This window comes from Streptomyces sp. Z423-1, assembly GCF_013009255.1.
Taxonomy (GTDB): domain Bacteria; phylum Actinomycetota; class Actinomycetes; order Streptomycetales; family Streptomycetaceae; genus Streptomyces; species Streptomyces gossypiisoli.
The window spans coordinates 1,483,722-1,501,740 of record NZ_CP053109.1; the positions used below are offsets into that span (position 1 = coordinate 1,483,722).

Consider the following 18,019-nt stretch of genomic DNA (forward strand, 5'->3'; position numbering starts at 1 on the left):
GGTCACCGAGGAGCGCCGGTGACCTGCGCGAACGCCCGATGTCCCGGAGACCTGACACAGTCCGTGGATGTCGATCGGGCGGTCCGGCCCCGGGCTCCTAACGTGGGGGGATGGACCGAGTACCGTCCCGTCCCCCGGCCGGGGAACTCACCATGGGGGAACTGTCGGCACGCAGCGGCGTGCGCCCCTCGGCGCTGCGTTTCTACGAGAGCGAGGGGCTGATCCACAGCCGGCGCACCAGCGGGAACCAGCGGCGCTATCGCCGGGACACGCTGCGCCGGGTCGCCGTCATCCGCACCGCGCAGGCGGTCGGGCTGTCGCTGGCCGCGATCCGGGAGGCGTTCGCCGAGCTGCCGCAGGGCCGTACGCCCACCCGGCGGGACTGGGCGCGGCTCGCCGAGTCGTGGCAGCCCGAGCTGGACGCACGCATCCGCCGACTGCGCGCGCTGCGGCAGCGGTTGACGGAGTGCATCGGCTGCGGCTGCCTGTCCCTGGAGCACTGCACGCTGTCGAATCCGGAGGACGTACTCAGCCGCCAGGGGCCGGGGGCCCGGCGGCTGACGTGACGGTCGGTGCGGGGTGCTCAGACAGCGGCGGCACGCACCTCGTCGGTGAGGCGGGCCAGGTCCAGGGAGTGGGCCGCCGCCTCGTGGCACGTCGCCGGGTCGCGGACGGCCGCCGCGAACGCGGCGACGGCGGCCGCGCACTGGTCGGCGGCGGGCAGCCCGACGCCGCGGGTCCGGCCGTCCCGCTCCACCGTCACCTCGGGGCGGTGGTCCGCGGGCGGGGTGAACGCGCGGTTCACGGTGACGCGGCCCCGGGTGCCCCACAGCTCGTAGCGGGACGTGTAGGCGTGGTCCATGCCGAAGGACAGCTGGGCGCAGACGCCGTCCGCGCGGCGCAGCAGCACCGAGCCCTCCACGTCGACGCCGGTACTGCCGTACCGGAGGGCGGCGCCGGCGACGTGCAGGCCGGTGCCGAGGAAGTACTGCGCGGCCTTGAGGGGATAGACGCCGACGTCGAGCAGAGCGCCACCGCCCAGGTCCGGGCGGTGGCGGATGTCACCCGCGGGGCGCGGTGGAATGGCGAACGCGGCGGACATCTGCCGCAGTTCGCCGATCTCGTCGCCGATCAGCGCGCGTACCCGGGCGTGCTGTGGATGGTGCACGAACAGGAAGTTCTCGACGAGGGCGAGCCTACGCTCCGCGGCTCGGCGCACCGCCTCCCGGGTGAGGTCGCCACGGGTGGTGAGGGGCTTCTCGGCCAGGACGTGGTGGCCCGAGTCCAGGGCGCGCAGCACCCACTCGGCGTGCAGCGCGTTGGGCAGCGGCACGTACACGGCGTCCAGGTCCGGTACGGCGAGCAGCTGCTCGTAGCCGTCGACGGGGGTGCCGCCGAAGCGCGCGGCGACCTCCCGGGCCGTGCCCGGCCGGCGGCTGGCCACGGCGGCCAGTTCGATGTCCGGGCTGTCGGCGACCGCGGGCAGCATGCGGCGCAGCGCGAACTCGGCGCAGCCCATGACGCCCAGGCGCAAGGGGCGTTGGGCCGTCATGCGATGAATCCCATGCACGTCAGCAGGTTGCGGGCCTCCACGTTGAGCAGTCCGCCGTACTGGTTGACCTGGGCGAGCTGGCCCGGGGTCGCCCAGTGGAAGCCGTCGGGCACGTCGACGGGGAAGTCGTCGGGGACCTCGACGGCCCGGTAGCGGTTGCGGGCGTGGTAGAAGCGGCCGCCCTCCTCGGAGTGCACCACGTCGAACAGGACGCGCCGGGGCGGCGCGGACAGGACGGTGTCGAGGTAGCGGGGGCGCAGGCCGGTGGCGAGGTGGGCGTAGTTGCCGGGGCTGCACTGCACGGTCGGTGCGATCTCGACGCCGTCCGGAGTGCCGGCCTCGGCCCTGGCCTGGACGAGGACGTGCGGGACGCCGTCGATGCGCCGCACGACGAAGGCGATGACGCCCTCGCCGCAGGGTGCGAGCATCGGCTGGGACCAGCTGGCCACCTCCCGGTTCTGGGCCTGTACGTCGACGCCGATGACGCGGAAGTAGCGGCCGTGCTCGTGGCGCAGTTCCTCGTCGGTCATCCGCCAGCCCTCGGTCTTGGCGAGCGGGACGGCGCGGCGCACGGTGCGGTCCATGGTCTTGTGGTGGGTCAGCCAGTTGAGCAGCTCCGGCAGGGGATGCGCGGGGGTGCCGCGGAAGCGGTCCCCGGCGGGCAGCAGCGCGTCCGGCAGATGCGACAGCACGGTGCGGGTGTCCATGTTGACCAGGTCGTGCACCTTCAGCAGGTGGCCGATCTGGTCGAGGGAGAGCCAGCAGAAGTCGTCCAGGACGGGGATGTCGTCGTCGATCCGGATGATGACGTTGCGGTTGCGCTTGGCCAGGAACCACGAGCCCTGTTCGCTCTGCAACGCGTCGGCCAGCGGTCGGCCGCGCCCGCGCGCGATGAACAGCTCCAGGTAGGGGACCGCGCGGCCGCGGTGGACTCGGGTGTAGTTGCTCCGGGTGGCCTGCACGGTCGGGGACAGCTGGAGGGTGTTGACGTTGCCCGGCTCCATCTTGGCCTGCAGCAGGCAGTGCGGTACGCCGTCGAACTCCTTGACCAGGATGCCGAGGACGCCGTGCTCGGGCTGGTTGATGACCGGCTGCTGCCAGTGTCCGACCTCGCGCTGGGAGCCGGTGACGTCCAGGCCGTGGACGGCGAAGAAGCGGCCGCTGGCGTGGTGGAGGTCGCCGGTGACCGGGTCCGCGGCCCAGCCGTCGAGCCGGTTCAGCGGCGCGGGGGTCACCCGGTACTCGTTCGCTTCGTGACGTTGCGCAAGCCACTGGTGGAAATCCGCCAGGTCCGTGAACACCGTCGCACACTCCTTGGGGGCTTCGTGGACCGGCCCGCGGTGGGTGGCGCGGACCGTCCCCTCCAGCCTCGCCCACCGTTCTAGAGACTTCCTGGGAGGGATCTGGGCCCGCTCACGACCTGACGAAGTGCCGGCGCCGCACTGGACCTCAACCGAACTTCACCTTCTACGTTCGTCGCTGTCCGAGTCACATCCGGGAAGGAAGAGCGATGAGCACAGCCGGCACCAAGTCATCTCCACCACGGTCGAGTCCGGCCATGACGCTCGTCGTCGTACTGCTCGGCGTCCTGGTCGTGCCGATGTCCATCTCCGGCGCGGCCGTCGCGCTGCCCGACATCGGCAAGGACCTGGACACCTCGGGCGCCCCCCTGATGTGGGTGGTCAACGTCTACAACCTGCTGTTCGCGGCGATCACCCTGGTCGCGGGCTCGCTGTCCGACCTGTTCGGGCGGCGCCGGATCTTCGTGCTGGGCGGTGGCCTGTTCGCCGTGGGCTCGCTGATCAGCGCGCTCGCCCCGCACATCGTGGTGCTGGACCTGGCCCGGGCCGTCGCGGGCATCGGCGCCGCGGGCGTCCTGGCCAGCTCGGGGGCGATCCTGGCGACCACGTTCGACGGCGCGGCGCGCACCCGCGCGTTCGCTGCGATGGGCACCGTCGTCGGTATCGGCATCGCGTTCGGGCCGACGCTGTCCGGCTGGCTCGTGGGCAGCCTCGGCTGGCGCGCGAGCTTCCTGTTCTACGTCGTGGTGCTGGTGTTCGTGCTGTTGGGCACGGTCAGGGTCGCCGAGTCGCGGGCCGGTGAGCGACCCCGCGTCGACGTCCCCGGCGTGGTCACGTTCGTACTCGGTCTGGCCCTGGCGATGATCGGCCTGGTGCAGGGTCCGGAGAGCGGCTGGGGCGATCCGCTCATCGTCGGGAGCCTGGTCCTCGGTGTCGCGCTGCTGATCGTGTTCGCGGTGGTGGAGCGGCGCAGCGACCACCCGGTGCTCGATCTGACGCTGATCAAGAACCGGCGGTACACCGCCTGGTGCGTCGGCACCCTCATCACGTCGATCGGTTTCGTCGGCACGCTGACGTTCCTGCCCACGTACTTCCAGGGCGCGAGCGACGCGTCGGCGACCAGTGCCGGTGTGACCATGCTGCTGATGACGGTGCCGGTGCTGGTCGCTCCGCAGGTCGGCGGCTGGCTGATCACCCGCGGTTTCCCGCCGCGCGTCCTGATGGGGCTCGCGCTGCTGCTCATCGCGGCGGGCAGCGCGTGGCTGACCGTCCTGGAACCCGGGATCGGCGCGGGCCGGCTCGCGGGCCCGCTGATCGTGATCGGCGTCGGCATGGGCATCTCGTTCGGCATCACCGACGGCCAGGCCATGAGCCAGGTGGAGCCGGAGCGGGCGGGCATGGCGGCCGGCTTCCTCAACACCATCCGCGGCGGCGCCGAGGCACTCGTCCTGGCCATCTTCGGGTCGCTCCTGGTCAGCCTGATCCAGAGCCGGGTCGGTTCGGCGCACCTGGCCAAGGAGGTCTCCGCGGGCAATCTGCCCGACGGCCCCGAACACGCCGTCCTCGCCGACCACTTCACCAGCGCCTGGCACATCGCCCTGTGGTGGGTGGCGGGTGTCTGCGCCATCGGTGCGGTCCTCGTGGTGGCCATGCTCTCCGGCTCCTCCGCGCCGCGGCCCGCGGCCGCGCGGCCCGAGCGGACGCCCCAGTCCGAGAACCAGCACGTCTGAGACCGGCGGGCGGTGCCGCCGACCTCCCCCGCCGTCGGCACCGTCCGCCCCCCTGTCACCCCGCCGTTTTGGGAGCCCGTATGTACGTGATTGCGAACAGGATCACCGTGACCGGTTCGACCGAGCTGTACGAGGAGATCTACGCCGAGGGCGGCGCCTTCATGGAGCGACAGCCGGGGCTGGTCCGGCATCAGCTGGTGCGGTCGCTGCACGAGCCCGACGTGTACTTCAGCCTCGCCCTGTGGGCGGACCGGGAGTCCTTCGAACGGTGCGCGCGGCAGCGCGAGTTCAAGGAGATCTTCGGACGCACCAAGGGGCTTGTCGACATCGACCATCACCGCTGTGCCGTCGTCAGCGCCGGGGAGCCCGCCCCGGCCGCGCGGTGACCGCCGCTTCCCGCACCGTTCAAGGAGACCCGATGGTCAAGACAGGCATCTCGTACTCGTCCCTCAGCTCGCCCGACGGCACGCTGCCCGCGCCGCAGGAGGTGGCCCGCCACGCCGAGCAGGCCGGCCTGGACTCGCTGTGGGCCAGCGACCATCTGGCCACCGGGGCCCCGTTCCTGGAGAGCACGGTCGCGCTGGCCGCCGCGGCGGGGTGCACCACCCGGCTCGAAGTAGGCTTCGGCGTGCTGCAGTTGGCGCTGCGCCGACTGTCCTGGGCGGCCAAGCAGATCGGTTCGCTGCACGCGCTCGCGCCGGGCCGGTTGCACCTGGGCGTGGGTCTGGGCGGCGTACCGGCCGATGAGTGGACGGCGGCCGGGGTGCCCGTCGCCGAGCGGGCCCGGCGCACCGACGCGGCGCTGCGTGCGCTGCCCGCGCTGCTGGCCGGGCGGACCACCGAGCTGCCCGACCTGCCGGACGCCTCCGTGACCCTGGCGCCGGCGGTGCCGGTGCCGCCGGTGTGGATCGGCGGTGGCTCACCGGCCGCGCTGCGCCGGGCCGCCACGCTCGGGGACGGCTGGCTGCCGGCGGCGATCACGCCGGAGGGGGTGGCCGAGGGACTGGCCACCTTGGCGGAGTTGAGCGGCGCGGCGGGGCGGCCGGTGCCGCGCGTCGCGGTCACGGTGTTCGCCGCGCTCGACGGGCATCTGGGCGGGCTGTCGAAGGACGCCCTGGTGGGCGTGCTGCACGGCCAGTTCGGTTTCCCGGGTGAACTCGCCGACGCGGTCGCGGTGTGCGGACCGCCCGAGCTGATCGCCGAGCGCATCGCGGCGTACGCGGCGGCGGGCGCCGAGCACGTGGTCGTCTGCCCCGTCGGCGGGGCCTGGGAACTGCAGATCGAACTGCTCGGCAAAGCAAGGGGATTGATCGCCTGAACGCGGCCGGAGACACCGGCAACGAATTTCGGACACCGGCACCTGGCCACCTGACACAATATCCCCGGTTCCGTTGCATCCCGAAGGATCCTGCCAGAAGGTGGGGACCTCACGCGGCAGGATCCGAACTGCCCTTATCGTTCAGGGGAAGCAATGGAATTCCGAGTCCTGGGGCCGATCTCCGCCATGGACGATGGGATCGAGTATCTTCCGACGGCACCGAAACAGCGGCATCTGCTCGCGCTTTTACTGCTGCACGCGAATCTGCCGGTGTCCACCGAAATATGCAGCCAGGAACTGTGGGAGAACGATCCCCCGCCGAGCGCTTTACCGACGCTCCAGACGTACATCCTGCAAATCCGCCGCTCCCTCGCCCGCTCGCCCTCGGTGCGTTCGCTGAAGTCCGCTCGGCAGAAACTGGTCACGGGCTCGCGCAGCTACCGCATCGTCACCGAACCCGAGGCGCTCGATCTGACCCGCTTCAACCGCCTGCTGCAGGAGGGCCGGGTGGCGCAGCGCAACGGGGACGACCGGGCCGTGTCCCGGACCTTCCGCGCGGCGCTGTCGCTGTGGCGGGGTGAGGCCCTGGCCGACGTGACGCCGGGGCCTCATCTGCGCGAGCGGGTGAACAGCCTGGCCGAGACCCGGCTCGGCATGATGGAACAGTGCTTCGAGGCCGAGCTGCGGCTCGGTCTGCACCATCACCTGCTGAGCGAGCTGGGCGCGTTGTCGGCCCGGCATCCGCTGAACGAGAACCTCACCGCCCAGTACATGCTGGCTCTGTACCGCTCCAGCCGGCAGGTGGAGGCCCTGGAGGCGTTCCACCGGCTGCGGAGGACCCTCGACGAGGAACTCGGCATCGAACCCTGCCTGCGCGTCCGGCTGCTGCACGAGGCCATCCTCACCGGTGATCCGCGGCTCGACACCGATCTGGTGGACGGGCTCACGCCGGGCCGGGAGCGGACGGCGGCGGTCTCCGTGACCCGCCCGTCGGGGTGACGGCCCGCACCGGGCGTCCGGCGCGAGCGCGAGCGGGGCGGCACCGACTCCCGGTGCCGCCCCGACGTCGTGTCCGTGCGCTCAGCCGACGAGGTCCTCCAGGGCGCCGACCACCTGCGCGGGCAGCGGCATACCGGCGATCTCCGCGGCCAGCGCCTGCGAGCGCTCCCGATAGGAGGAGTCACCGAGGATCTTCTCGCAGGCGGCGACCACGGCGTCCTGCGAGTCCTCGCCGTCCGGCACCATCAAAGCGGCCCCGAAGTCGACGAGCCGGCGCGAAGGCGGCACCAGCTTCGGCATGTTGGGGATGAGCAGCTGCGGCACGCCCGCGTTCATCGCCGCCAGGGCGGTGCCGCCACCCGCGTGGTGCACGACGAGGTCGCAGGTGGGCGCGACGACGTCGAGCGGCATCCAGCCGGCCCGCACATGGCGCAGCCCCTCGGTCAGCTCGGCCGCGACCTCGTCGGGCACGGCGACGAGCAGTTCGGTGCCCAGCGCGCCTACCTTGCGGGCGAGTTCGCGCACGTAGTCGAAGTACTGGTGCCGGCTGACCCGGCTGCCCGCGGTCACCAGGATGCGGCGGCGCTCGCCGGGGACGTACATCCACGGCTCCAGGGCGCGCTGTCCGTTGCCGGGGATGTAGCGCATGGGCTGCGCGTCGAACGCGTCGGCGGGGCGCAGGCCGGGCGGGCAGATGTCGATGAAGAGGTCGTGCTCCGGCAGCCGGTCCAGGCCCAGTTCGGCGAGTTCGGGCCCCATGACACTCGCCGCGGCGCCGTCCACCTCGGGTGGCTCGCCGGTGTCCCAGGCCTGCCGCACGTACGGGATGCCGAGGTGCCTGGCGGCCAGCGGTGCCGCGAAGCAGAGCATGCCGCCGACGACGAGATCGGCCTTCCAGACGCGGCCGAGCTCGATCAGCGCCGGGAGGCTGGCGGCGGCCATGCGGCCGAAGCCGCGGCCGATGAAGTGGATGTGCTCCTGCGGGTCCTCGGGCCACTGAAGGCTCTCGCCGGTACGGCTCGTCGTCATGAAGTCGCGGATCGAGCGCCCGGTGACGGGGACACCGGGCAGTCCGGCGCCGGCGGCGACCGGCATCATCTCCTCGGTGGACGCGAGGAACACCTGATGTCCCGCGTTCCGTGCGGCCGTGGCGAGCGGCGCCAGGCCGAAAATCGTCGCCGGGCTTCCCCCGGCCAGAAAGAGAATGCGCATGACGGTCACCCTAGGAATGCGGTCTAGGGAATTCTCAGAGGATCTCTGGAGACCGCTCACCGGTATCCCCTGTCGGGACGCTAAGTCTTCTCAAGGACACCGCAAGACCGTTGCGGCATTGTCATTCCCACCGCTGCCCCACCTATTGAGTGAGAGGTCGCAATGAAAGCACTCGTACTGTCGGGCGGAATGGGAACCCGGCTCCGTCCCCTTACCCACTCGATGGCCAAGCAGTTGGTCCCGGTGGCGAACAAACCGGTCCTGGTGCATTGCCTGGAGAACATCCGCGCCATCGGCGTGAGCGAGGTCGGCATCATCGTCGGGGACCACGCGGACGAGATCGCCGCCGCGATCGGCGACGGTTCCCGGCTCGGCCTGCGCATCACCTACATACGGCAGCAGGCGCCGCTGGGACTGGCACACTGCGTGGCCATCGCGGAGGACTTCCTCGGCGACGACGACTTCGTCATGTACCTCGGCGACAATGTGCTGGTCGAGGGCATCGGCGACGCCGCGGAGTCCTTCGCGGCGCGCCGCCCGGCGGCCCAGATCATGGTCACCAAGGTCCTCGACCCGCGGCAGTACGGAGTGGCCGAGGTCGGCGCGGACCGGGTGGTGCGGGCCCTGGTGGAGAAGCCACGGCACCCGCGCAGCGATCTCGCCGTGATCGGCGTGTACTTCTTCACCCCCGCCATCCACGACGCGGTGCGGGCCGTCCCGCCCAGCGCGCGCGGCGAGCTGGAGATCACGGACGCCATCCAGCACCTGGTCACCGGGGGCCGCCCGGTCACCGCCGTCGAGTACTCCGGGTACTGGCAGGACACCGGGAAGATCGACGGTCTGCTGGAGTGCAACCGGGTCCTGCTGAACCGGGTCGAGGCCGAGGTGCGCGGCCGGGTCGACGAGGAGAGCGTGCTGGACGGCGCCGTGATCGTGGAGCCCGGCGCCACCGTCGTACGCTCCCGGCTCACCGGCCCGCTCGTCGTCGGCGCCGACACGGTCGTGCAGGACAGCCGGGTCGGCCCGCACACCTCGCTCGGCGCCGGCTGCACCGTGCACGGTGCCGACATCGAGGACTCGATCCTGCTGGACGGCGCGGTGCTGGACGGGGTCCGACCGGTGCGCGCCTCGCTGATCGGCCGCGGCGCGAAGGTCACCTCGCCGCCCGGCACCCGGGCGCACCAGCTGGTGGTGGGCGACGACTGCCGGGCGGTGGTCGCATGACACACCGCGTCCTGGTCACCGGCGGCGCCGGATTCATCGGCTCGCACTTCGTGCGCTGCCTGCTGGAGGGCCGTTACGAGGGCTACGAGAACGCCGAGGTCACCGTCCTGGACCTGCTCACGTACGCCGGCAACACCGCCAATCTGCCGCTGGACCACCCGCGTCTGACCCTGGTCAAGGGCGACATCTGCGACGAGGAGCTGGTGCGGGCACTGATGCCGGGTCATCGGCAGGTCGTGCACTTCGCGGCCGAGTCGCACGTGGACCGCTCCCTGCTGGGTCCGCGGGCCTTCGTACGGACCAACGTGCTGGGCACCCAGACGCTCCTGGAGGCGGCGCTGCACTGCGGTGTGGAGACGTTCGTGCACATCTCCACCGACGAGGTCTACGGCTCCATCGAGACGGGCACCTGGGACGAGACGGAGCCGCTGCTGCCCAACTCCCCCTACGCGGCCTCCAAGGCGTCCTCGGACCTGCTCGCCCGCGCCTACTGGCGTACCCACGGGCTGGACGTGCGGATCAGCCGCTGCTCCAACAACTACGGGCCGCGCCAGCACCCCGAGAAGCTGATCCCGCTGTTCACCACCAACCTGCTCGGCGGCCTGACCGTGCCGCTGTACGGGACGGGCCGGCAGTCCCGGGAGTGGCTGCACGTCGACGACCACTGCCGGGCCGTGCACCTGGTGCTCACCCGTGGCCGGGCCGGTGAGATCTACAACGTCGGCGGCGGCACGGGCCTGACGAACCGTGAGATCACCGAGCGGCTCCTTCAGCTGTGCGGCGCGGACTCCTCCCGCATCCGGCTCGTGGCGGACCGCAAGGGCCACGATCTGCGGTACGCGATCGACGACACGAAGATCCGTGAGGAGCTCGGGTACCGGCCGCTGAAGCCGTTCGACACGGGGCTGCGCGAGACGGTGGAGTGGTACCGCACACACGAGGCCTGGTGGCGCCCTCTGAAGGAGATCCCGGCCGCCCCGGTGTGACCCGGCCCCGCACAACGATCGAGCCGCCCCGCACGACGGGGCGGCTCTTTCGTTGCGCCGGTTCGACCGGCAGGCGGGGTTCAGCCGACGCCGGGGGCGAGGAACATCCGCTCCCCGTGCAGCCACTGCACGGCGTCGTACATGTCGTTCGTGGACAACGCCGCGAGCATCGCGTTGCGTTCGGTGGCGGCCCGGCCCTGCGGGTGGTAGAGCCGCTCCCCCATCCGACGGGCCAGCAGTTGCGCCCTCGCCGTCCGCTCGTGGCGCGCCGCGGCGTACTTCTCCAGGCGCTGCGGCACGTCGTCGGGGCCGGCCCCGTCGAGGAGTCCGCCCAGTACCACGGCGTCCTCCAGCGCCTGGCAGGCGCCCTGGGCGGCGTACTGGAGCATGGGATGGGCGGCGTCGCCGAGCAGGGCCACCCGGCCTTCCGTCCAGGTGCCGACGGGGTCGCGGTCGCACAGCACCCACGTGCGCCAGTCCCGGCCGAGCTCCAGCAGCCGGCGGGGATACGAGCCGAGGCCGGGGAACTCGCCGAGGACCCGCTCCCCGGGCACGGGCACCCCGGCCACGGCCTGCCGTGCGCCGTCGTCCCGGGTGACCGCAAGGTTGAGGAACTCGCCGGAGGCTATGGGGTAGTGGACGAGGTGCCACTTCGGCCCGGCCCACAGGGTCACGGCGTTCCAGCGCAGCTCCTGGGGCACGGAGTCCATGGGCACCAGGGACCGGTAGATGGTGTGCCCCGAGACGCGTGGCTCCCCGTCGCCGAGCAGCTGGGCGCGCACGGTGGAGCGGATGCCGTCGGCGCCGATCAGGGCGTGACCGCGCACCCGCTCCCCGTCGGCCAGGACGGCGGTGACGTCCACCGCGCCCTGCTCGTAGCGCGTCAGACCGCTGTCGACACGCAACTCCACCCCGGCGTCCCGGCAGGCGTCCAGGAGCGGGCGGTGCAGATCGGCACGGTGCACGACGGCGTACGGATGGCCGAACCGGGTCCGGTACGCGCCGGTCAGCGGCATCGCGGCGAGCGTCTCGTCCGTGGTCCCGTCCATCAGGCGCAGCACCTCGATACGGACGCAGCGGTCACGGACCGCGTCGCCGACGCCGAGCCGGTCCAGAGCGTGGAAGGCGTTCGGAGCGAGCTGGATACCGGCGCCCAACTCGCTCATGGCGTCGCGGCGTTCGAGCACGGTGACCCGGCATCCGGCGCGCGCCGCGGCCAGGGCGGTGGCGAGTCCTCCGATGCCACCGCCCACGATGACGAGGTCCATCACGCGGCCGGGCTCCTCTCCGCGTAGGCGAGGCCGAGCCCCGCGAGGTCCGGCGTGCCGTGCCGTCCCTCGGTGACCGCCTCCACGTCGAAGACGTGCACCTCCGTGGGCGGGTAGCCGATGATCTCGGCGGCGCGCTGCGGCAGCCGCTGCCCCGCGGCCTCGGCGGACTCCCACAGGAACACCGCGCCCCAGCGGGCGGTCGGCTCGTCGGACATCCACACCTTCAGCCGCAAACCCTGGACCTGGGCGAACCGGGCGACGGCCTCGTCCCGCAGAAACGCCCGCAGCGATGCCGCGTCACGTCCGGACGGCGCCAGATCCCACCAGGCAATGACGGCCTTCACGACCTGAGTACCTCCTTGATCAGCGAGCCCACGATGCGCGGGCCGTTCTGGGTGAGCAGTGACTCGGGGTGGAACTGCAGGGACGCGAAACCCGGTCCGCGCAGCGCGTGCACCTCACCGCTGTCCGGATCCCGGCAGATCTCGACCACGCCGACGCCGTCGACGTGCGTCTTGTCGTCGGTGCCGTGCGCGGCGAAGGTGTTGTAGAAGCCGACCCGGACGCTCTCGCCGAACAGGTCGATGCGCCGCTGCTCGCCCTGGCTCGGCCGCGGCCTGCGCCGCAGCTGTAGTCCGAGCAGCGAGGCCAGCACCTGGTGGCTGAGGCAGACCCCGAGGAACGGCAGCCTGCGGTCGAGGAGTTCGTGCACCGCCGCCCGCAGCTGCGCGATCTTCGGGTGTCCGACGTCCGTGGGGTCGCCCGGACCGGGCCCCATGACGACCAGGTCGTGCCCGTCGAGGACGTACGGCTCGTCGTAGCGCCGCACGGTGACGGTCATGCCGAGCGCGCGGAGCTGGTGGGCGAGCATGGCGGTGAAGGTGTCCTCCGCGTCGATCACCAGGGCGGTGCGCCCGCCGAATCCGGCCGGTGCGTCGTCGTCGCTGCCCGAGGCCAGCCAGAAACCGGCGATGGTGGCGTTACGGCGGGCGAGTTCGGCGCGCACCTCGGGGTGGTCGGCGAGCCTGCCGCCGCGCCCGGCGAGCGCGTCGATCAGCCCGGCGGCCTTGGCCCGGGTCTCGGCGACCTCGGCGGCCGGATCGGAGTGGCGTACGAGGGTGGCGCCGACGCCGATCTCGACACGGCCGTCCGCGGCCACGTCCGCGGTGCGGATGAGGATGGCGGAGTCGAGGGCCGGGCCGCCCTGCCCGTCGCGGCCGATGAGCGCGGCGAGCCCCGCGTAGTAGCCGCGGCCGGCGGGTTCGTGGCGGGCGATGACGCGGGCGGCGTTCTCCAAGGGGCTGCCGGTGACGGTGGGGGCGAACAGGGTCTCGTGCAGGATGTCGGGGATCTCGCGGGTACAGCGGCCCTCGATGAAGTACTCGGTGTGGGCGAGCCGTGCCATCTCCTTCAGCCGCGGCCCCACGACCCGGCCGCCGCTCTCGCAGATGCGGCCCATCATCTTGAGTTCCTCGTCGACGACCATGTACAGCTCGTCGGTCTCCTTGGTGTCCCGCAGGAACGCCATCACCTCGTCGAGCACCGGACCGGTGGGCGGGTAGCGGTAGGTGCCGCTGATCGGGTTCATCACGGCGCGCCCGGCGTCCAGGCTGATGTGCCGCTCCGGGGAGGCCCCGACGAGGGTGCGGTCCCCGGTGTGCACCAGGAACGTCCAGTAGGCGCCGGTCTCCTGGCCGAGCAGCCGGCGGAAGAAACGCAGGGCGGTGTGCGCGTCGTGGTCGTCGACGTGGGCGACGAAGGAGCGCTTGACGACGAAGTTGGCGCCCTGGCCGGTGCCGATCTCGTCGTCGACGATCCGCCGTACCGTCGCGGCGTAGCTGTCGTCGTCCGGTTCGAAGCGGCCGCCGCTCAGGGTGGCGGGGGCCGCGGGCACCCGGGCCAGGACGTCGGCGAGCGCCACCCGGGTCTGCTCGCGCACCACGAGCGCGGTGAGCGGGGCACCGTCGTCGGGCGCTTCGTAGCCGCGTTCGGCGAGCTGCCGGTACGGCACGAGCGCGAGGACCTCGTGGCGCGCGTCGTCGCCGCCCGGGTCGCCGGTGAGGCCGGTGAAGGCCGACAGCTCGGCGAGCCGGTCCAGGCGCACGGTGTCACCGGCCAGCAGCTCCACGATGCCGGGTCCGGTGGCCTCGGGCCGGTACAGCAGCGCGTACGCGCCGACGGCGCCGTCGAGGACCCGGCCGAGCAGGTCGTCGGTCATCGCCGCTCCTCCTGCCCGTGCGCCACGCGCAGTTCGGCTTCGCACTGCTTCGCGCTGGTGACGACGGCGCAGCGCCGGGCCGCGTACCGCAGGGCCATGTGGTGCTCGTCGGCACTGAAGTCGGCGACCGCGTCGGCCACCAGGAACGGCTGGATGTCGTGCGAGAACGCCTCGCACGCCGTCATCAGGACGCCGACGTGCGCGTACACGCCGCAGATGACGAGCTGGTCGCGCCGCTGCAGCCGCATCCAGCTCAGCAACCGGGAGTTGACGAACGCGCTGTAACGCCATTTGGTGAAGGTGTGGTCCGAGCGGCCGGGCGCGAGCTCGTCGACGACCTCGCGGTCCTGCGCCGACGGGGTCATGCCCGGTCCCCAGAAGTCCTCCAGGAGGCCCCGCTGACGCGGTGTCATACCGCCGGGCTGCGCGGTGTAGGCGACGGGCATGCCGGTGTCGGCCGCGGCGCGCCGCACCAGTGCGGCGTTGGCGATCAGCGGGGTGCGCACGGTCGCCGGAAAGGGCCGCAGGAAGTAGCGCTGCATGTCGTGCACGAGGAGCACGGCGCGGCGCGGATCGGGCGTCCAGCGCGCGGTGTTGGCGGGCAGGTCGCCGGGGCCGGGCAGCGGGTACGCCTCGATGGCGGGGATGCCGGGGGCGGGGATGCCGGGGGCGGGGAGTGCGCGGGTCATGCGGACACCCCCAGCGTGGCGCCGCCGTCGACGACGAGGGACTGCAGGGTGATGTGCCGGGCCCGGTCGGAGAGCAGGTAGACGGCGGCTTCGGCGATGTCCACGGGGTCGGCGATCCGGCCCAGCGGTATGCCGACCCGGTACTGGTCGGGGGCGCCTTCCAGGGTGCCGGTGCGCCCGGAGGGGTCGCGCCACAGGGAGGTGAGCATGGCGGTCTCGGTGGAGCCGGGCGCGACGACGTTGCAGCGGATGCCGTGCCGGGCCACTTCGAGGCCCAGGCACTTGGTGTACATCGTCGCGGCCGCCTTCGACGCGGCGTACGCCGCCATGTCCGTGCGGGGTGTGCCGGCGGCGTTGGAGGCGACGGTGACGACGGCTCCCGTTCGACGGGTGTCGAGCATGCGGCGCACCACGGCGCGGGAGACGAGGAAGACACCGGTGGTATTGACGGCGAAGGTGCGGGCCCAGTCCTCGTGGCTGAGGGCGTGGGCGGGGCCGGGCCTGAGGACACCGGCCGCGTTCACCAGGCTGCCGACGGCGCCGAGGCTGCGTTCGACGTCGTCGAGCAGGGCCTCGACGTCTCGTTCGTTGCTGACGTCCGCGGTGAACGGGTGCACGTCGAGCCCGTCGGCGCGGGCCTTCTCCGCCAGGGCGTCGGGGCGGGCCGCGGCCCGGTCCACGGCGGCGACGGTGACGCCGTGCTCGCCGAGGGCCCGGACGATCGCACCGCCGATGCCGCCGGCCGCGCCGGTGACCAGGGCCGTGCCCCGAGGCAGGTCCGTGTTCGGATTCAACTCGCCTCCAGTGACTGACGTGTCGTTGGGGTGCCGTACGTGTCGTTGGGGTGCCATACGGGTCAGCCGCGCCAGGCCGCGGCCACCGTCATGGCCTGGGCGGGGTTGAGCCGCGGGTCGCAGAAGCTCGTGTACTTGCCCGCGTCCCGCTCGTCGGGCGCCTCGCGCGACAGGCACTCGGCGACGTCGTCGGGCGTGGTCTCCAGGTGCAGTCCGGCCGCGGTGCCACCGGCTTCGGCGACCGCCTCGTAGAAGGCCTCGACCTCGTGGACGACCGTCTCGACGAAACGGGTCTTCAGACCGTCCGGGCCGCTGACGGTGTTGCCGTGCATCGGATCGCACAGCCACAGGACGGGGTGCCCGGCCTGCCGGGCGGCGCGCACCAGGCGGGGCAGCCGGGTGCTCACGGCGGCGGCACCCATGCGGGCGATGAGGGTGAGCCGGCCCGGATCCCGGTGCGGGTCGAGCCGGTCGCACAGGGCGAGCAGTTCCTCCGGGGTGATGCCGGGGCCGACCTTGCAGGCGACCGGGTTGACGACGGCGGCGTGCAGGGCGACGTGCGCGCCGTCCACCTGGCGGGTGCGCTCGCCGATCCAGGGCCAGTGGGTGGACGCCAGGTAGGGGGATCCGTTGCCGTCCTCGCGCAGTTGGGGCAGTTCGTAGTCGAGGACGAGCGCCTCGTGGCTGGTCCACACGGTGGCGTCCCCGTCCCGGCCCGGCGTGGGCTGGTGCCAGCCGAGATGGCGCAGGACGCTGCTCGCCGCGTCGTAGCCGGTGAGCAGCCGGCGCGGGTCGGGGCGGCGCAGCAGCGGGTCGGGCTCGGGACTGTTGACGAGGTGACCGCGGTAGACGGCGAGGGTGCGTCCGGCGATGGTCTCGGTCGGCCGCGAGCGGGGCTTGGCGAACTGGCCGGCGATCCGGCCGACGCGCAGCACGGGTTTGTGGGACAGCGACTTGAGGGTGCCGGCGAGCAGATCGAGCAGGGCCGCCTTGCGCGCGACGTAGCCGCGGGTGCACTCCTCGGGGTCCTCCGCGCAGTCCCCCGCCTGGATGACCTGGACGGCTCCGGAGGCGGCCCGTGCCAGCAGGGAACGCAGCCGGTGGACATCCGCCGCCCGCACCAGCGCGGGCCGGGCCGCCAGATCGTCCCGTACCTGGTGCAGAGCCCGGTCGTCCTCCCATTCCGGCTGCTGGGCGGCGGGCAGCCGGCTCAGGAGCGCGAGATAGTGCTCCACTGAAACCTCCTTCTGGACGGGTGCCGTGAATTCTCCGGGGCCCGAAATAGCCCCGGAAAGGAATGACTCGGTACTCCGTCAAGTCCCCCGCACGGAAGGGGAAGAGAGGCATCACCGCACTTCACGGGCGGTCGAATGTCCTGCGGAAATCCACTTTCGACTCGGGTGCGATCTCACTGGTTTCCCTATAGGTCGCCTCCAGAATGACATCAAGAATTCCCCAGAAACTGTTTCCGGGGCGCGGCCGCGGGACGGGACCGCGCGGCCGCGAGGCACAGCAGGGCGATCCCCGCGGACACGGTCATCCCGAGGAACAGGGGCAGCGCGGTGCGGTCACCGCCGAGTCCCATCAAGGGGGCGGCCAGTGCGCCGAGCGCGCTCTGCGCGGTGCCGAGCACGGCGGAACCCGCGCCGGCCGCGTGCGGCACCGCGCCGATGGCGAGCGTCGTGCCGTTGGCGAAGACGAGGCCGAGCCCGACGAAGGCGAGCGCCAGCAGGGTGAAGGCGGCGATCCGGCCGAGCCGGTCCGCGGCCGTGACGGCGAGCGCGACCGTCGCGGCCGTGGCCAGCATGACCAGACCGGTGAGCAGCAGCGACCAGGGGGTGAAGCGGCCGACGAGGCGGGCGCTCAGGGCGCTGGAAAGGGTGGCGGTGAGGGCGCCCGCGGCGAACGCCGCCGAAGCCTGTCCGACGCTCAGGCCGAGCACGTTCTGCAGCAGGAACGGCGATCCGGAGATGTAGCAGAACAGGGCGGCGCTGCCGAAGGCGAAGGCGCCGGTGAACCCCAGGTACGCGCGGTCGGCGAGGACGGAGCGCACCGACCGGGCCACCGCGGCCGTCCCGACGGGGGTGCGGCGCGCGGCGGGCAGGCTCTCCGGAACGATGACACAGGCGGCGGCGAAGGTCACCAGGGAGGCCGCCGCGAGGACCCAGAACACCGCCCGCCATCCGGCCGCGGTGACCACGGCGCCACCCGCGATCGGCGCGACGATCGGGGCGACGCCGCCCAGCGCCATGAGGATGCCGAACAGCCGTGCCGCCTGCTCGCCCCGCGCGATGTCGGCGACCACCGCGCGCCCGACGACGAGCCCGGCCGCCCCGCCGACGCCGGTCATCCAGCGCAGCAGGATCATCCACTCCAGCGAGGGCGCCACGGCGCACAGGGCGGTGGCAACGGCGCAGATCCCGGTGCCGATCAGGATCGGCCGCCGTCTGCCGTACCGGTCGGACAGCGGCCCGAACACCAGCTGCCCCAGGGCCAGTCCGACCATGAAGGCGGTCAGGGTGAGCTGGACTCCCGACGCGTTGGTGCGCAGCTCGTCCGCCATCGTCGGGAACGCGGGCAGATACATGTCGGTGGCGAGCGGCATGACGAACGACAGCAGTGCCAGGACCGCGGTCAGCGCGACAGAGGTCCGCGCCCGCCGGTCGGTGTGCGGCGGGCGCGGAGGGGACGACGGTGTCAGGGGCATACGGGGCTCCGATGACGA

Annotated in this window: 17 protein-coding genes; 7 read left to right on the plus strand and 10 right to left on the minus strand. The window is 72.4% G+C overall.

Annotation, left to right across the window (positions count from 1 at the left end):
- The first annotated feature begins 110 nt into the window (after positions 1-110).
- Positions 111-566 carry a redox-sensitive transcriptional activator SoxR gene (gene soxR, locus HJD23_RS06950; RefSeq protein WP_171116768.1) on the plus strand — a complete coding sequence of 152 codons (456 nt, stop codon included), beginning with the start codon at positions 111-113 and terminating at the stop codon, positions 564-566.
- A gap of 17 nt (positions 567-583) precedes the next feature.
- Here the strand turns inward: soxR and HJD23_RS06955 are convergent, their stop codons facing one another.
- The gene (locus HJD23_RS06955; protein ID WP_171116770.1) at positions 584-1,552 is read right to left on the minus strand and encodes a Gfo/Idh/MocA family oxidoreductase; all 969 of its coding nucleotides are present in this window, start codon (positions 1,550-1,552) and stop codon (positions 584-586) included.
- Positions 1,549-2,853 carry an NDP-hexose 2,3-dehydratase family protein gene (locus HJD23_RS06960; protein ID WP_171116772.1) on the minus strand — a complete coding sequence of 435 codons (1,305 nt, stop codon included), beginning with the start codon at positions 2,851-2,853 and terminating at the stop codon, positions 1,549-1,551. Before HJD23_RS06960 ends, HJD23_RS06955 begins: the two co-directional genes overlap by 4 nt.
- Before the next feature lie 209 nt (positions 2,854-3,062).
- On the opposite strand from HJD23_RS06960, the gene HJD23_RS06965 reads away from it, so the two are divergent.
- From HJD23_RS06965 to HJD23_RS06980, 4 genes are all read left to right on the plus strand, one after another.
- On the plus strand, positions 3,063-4,583 hold the full coding sequence (locus HJD23_RS06965) for an MFS transporter (RefSeq protein WP_197972321.1): 1,521 nt from the start codon (positions 3,063-3,065) through the stop codon (positions 4,581-4,583).
- Between the two features lie 80 nt (positions 4,584-4,663).
- Positions 4,664-4,969: an antibiotic biosynthesis monooxygenase gene (locus HJD23_RS06970; protein ID WP_171116774.1), complete on the plus strand. Its 306-nt coding sequence runs from the start codon at positions 4,664-4,666 to the stop codon at positions 4,967-4,969.
- A gap of 32 nt (positions 4,970-5,001) precedes the next feature.
- Positions 5,002-5,901, plus strand: coding sequence for an LLM class flavin-dependent oxidoreductase (locus HJD23_RS06975; RefSeq protein ID WP_171116776.1), 900 nt, complete (start codon positions 5,002-5,004; stop codon positions 5,899-5,901).
- Positions 5,902-6,054: 153 nt separating this feature from the next.
- A complete protein-coding gene (locus tag HJD23_RS06980; protein WP_171116777.1) occupies positions 6,055-6,900 on the plus strand; it encodes an AfsR/SARP family transcriptional regulator in 846 nt (281 codons plus the stop codon).
- Between the two features lie 81 nt (positions 6,901-6,981).
- On the opposite strand, the gene HJD23_RS06985 is transcribed toward HJD23_RS06980, so the two are convergent.
- Positions 6,982-8,112: a nucleotide disphospho-sugar-binding domain-containing protein gene (locus tag HJD23_RS06985; RefSeq protein ID WP_171116779.1), complete on the minus strand. Its 1,131-nt coding sequence runs from the start codon at positions 8,110-8,112 to the stop codon at positions 6,982-6,984.
- Positions 8,113-8,274: 162 nt separating this feature from the next.
- On the opposite strand from HJD23_RS06985, the gene HJD23_RS06990 reads away from it, so the two are divergent.
- Positions 8,275-9,336: a glucose-1-phosphate thymidylyltransferase gene (locus HJD23_RS06990; protein WP_171116781.1), complete on the plus strand. Its 1,062-nt coding sequence runs from the start codon at positions 8,275-8,277 to the stop codon at positions 9,334-9,336.
- The gene (rfbB, locus tag HJD23_RS06995) at positions 9,333-10,322 is read left to right on the plus strand and encodes a dTDP-glucose 4,6-dehydratase (RefSeq protein WP_171116783.1); all 990 of its coding nucleotides are present in this window, start codon (positions 9,333-9,335) and stop codon (positions 10,320-10,322) included. The genes HJD23_RS06990 and rfbB overlap by 4 nt, the downstream gene beginning before the upstream one ends.
- An 80-nt stretch (positions 10,323-10,402) precedes the next feature.
- Here the strand turns inward: rfbB and HJD23_RS07000 are convergent, their stop codons facing one another.
- From HJD23_RS07000 to HJD23_RS07030, 7 genes are all read right to left on the minus strand, one after another.
- On the minus strand, positions 10,403-11,593 hold the full coding sequence (locus HJD23_RS07000; protein WP_171116785.1) for a 3-hydroxybenzoate 6-monooxygenase: 1,191 nt from the start codon (positions 11,591-11,593) through the stop codon (positions 10,403-10,405).
- The gene (locus HJD23_RS07005) at positions 11,590-11,937 is read right to left on the minus strand and encodes a hypothetical protein (protein WP_171116787.1); all 348 of its coding nucleotides are present in this window, start codon (positions 11,935-11,937) and stop codon (positions 11,590-11,592) included. The genes HJD23_RS07000 and HJD23_RS07005 overlap by 4 nt, the downstream gene beginning before the upstream one ends.
- The gene (locus HJD23_RS07010) at positions 11,934-13,811 is read right to left on the minus strand and encodes a chorismate-binding protein (protein ID WP_171116788.1); all 1,878 of its coding nucleotides are present in this window, start codon (positions 13,809-13,811) and stop codon (positions 11,934-11,936) included. Before HJD23_RS07010 ends, HJD23_RS07005 begins: the two co-directional genes overlap by 4 nt.
- Positions 13,808-14,500, minus strand: a complete 693-nt coding sequence (locus HJD23_RS07015) for an isochorismatase family protein (RefSeq protein ID WP_171116790.1) — start codon at positions 14,498-14,500, stop codon at positions 13,808-13,810. The genes HJD23_RS07010 and HJD23_RS07015 overlap by 4 nt, the downstream gene beginning before the upstream one ends.
- Positions 14,497-15,294, minus strand: coding sequence for a 2,3-dihydro-2,3-dihydroxybenzoate dehydrogenase (locus HJD23_RS07020; RefSeq protein WP_232107565.1), 798 nt, complete (start codon positions 15,292-15,294; stop codon positions 14,497-14,499). The genes HJD23_RS07015 and HJD23_RS07020 overlap by 4 nt, the downstream gene beginning before the upstream one ends.
- Positions 15,295-15,356: 62 nt before the next feature.
- Positions 15,357-16,529 (minus strand): 3-deoxy-7-phosphoheptulonate synthase, encoded by a 1,173-nt coding sequence (locus HJD23_RS07025; RefSeq protein ID WP_171116794.1) that lies wholly within the window; start codon positions 16,527-16,529, stop codon positions 15,357-15,359.
- 209 nt (positions 16,530-16,738) lie between these two features.
- The gene (locus tag HJD23_RS07030) at positions 16,739-18,001 is read right to left on the minus strand and encodes a multidrug effflux MFS transporter (RefSeq protein ID WP_171116796.1); all 1,263 of its coding nucleotides are present in this window, start codon (positions 17,999-18,001) and stop codon (positions 16,739-16,741) included.
- Positions 18,002-18,019 lie beyond the last annotated feature (18 nt).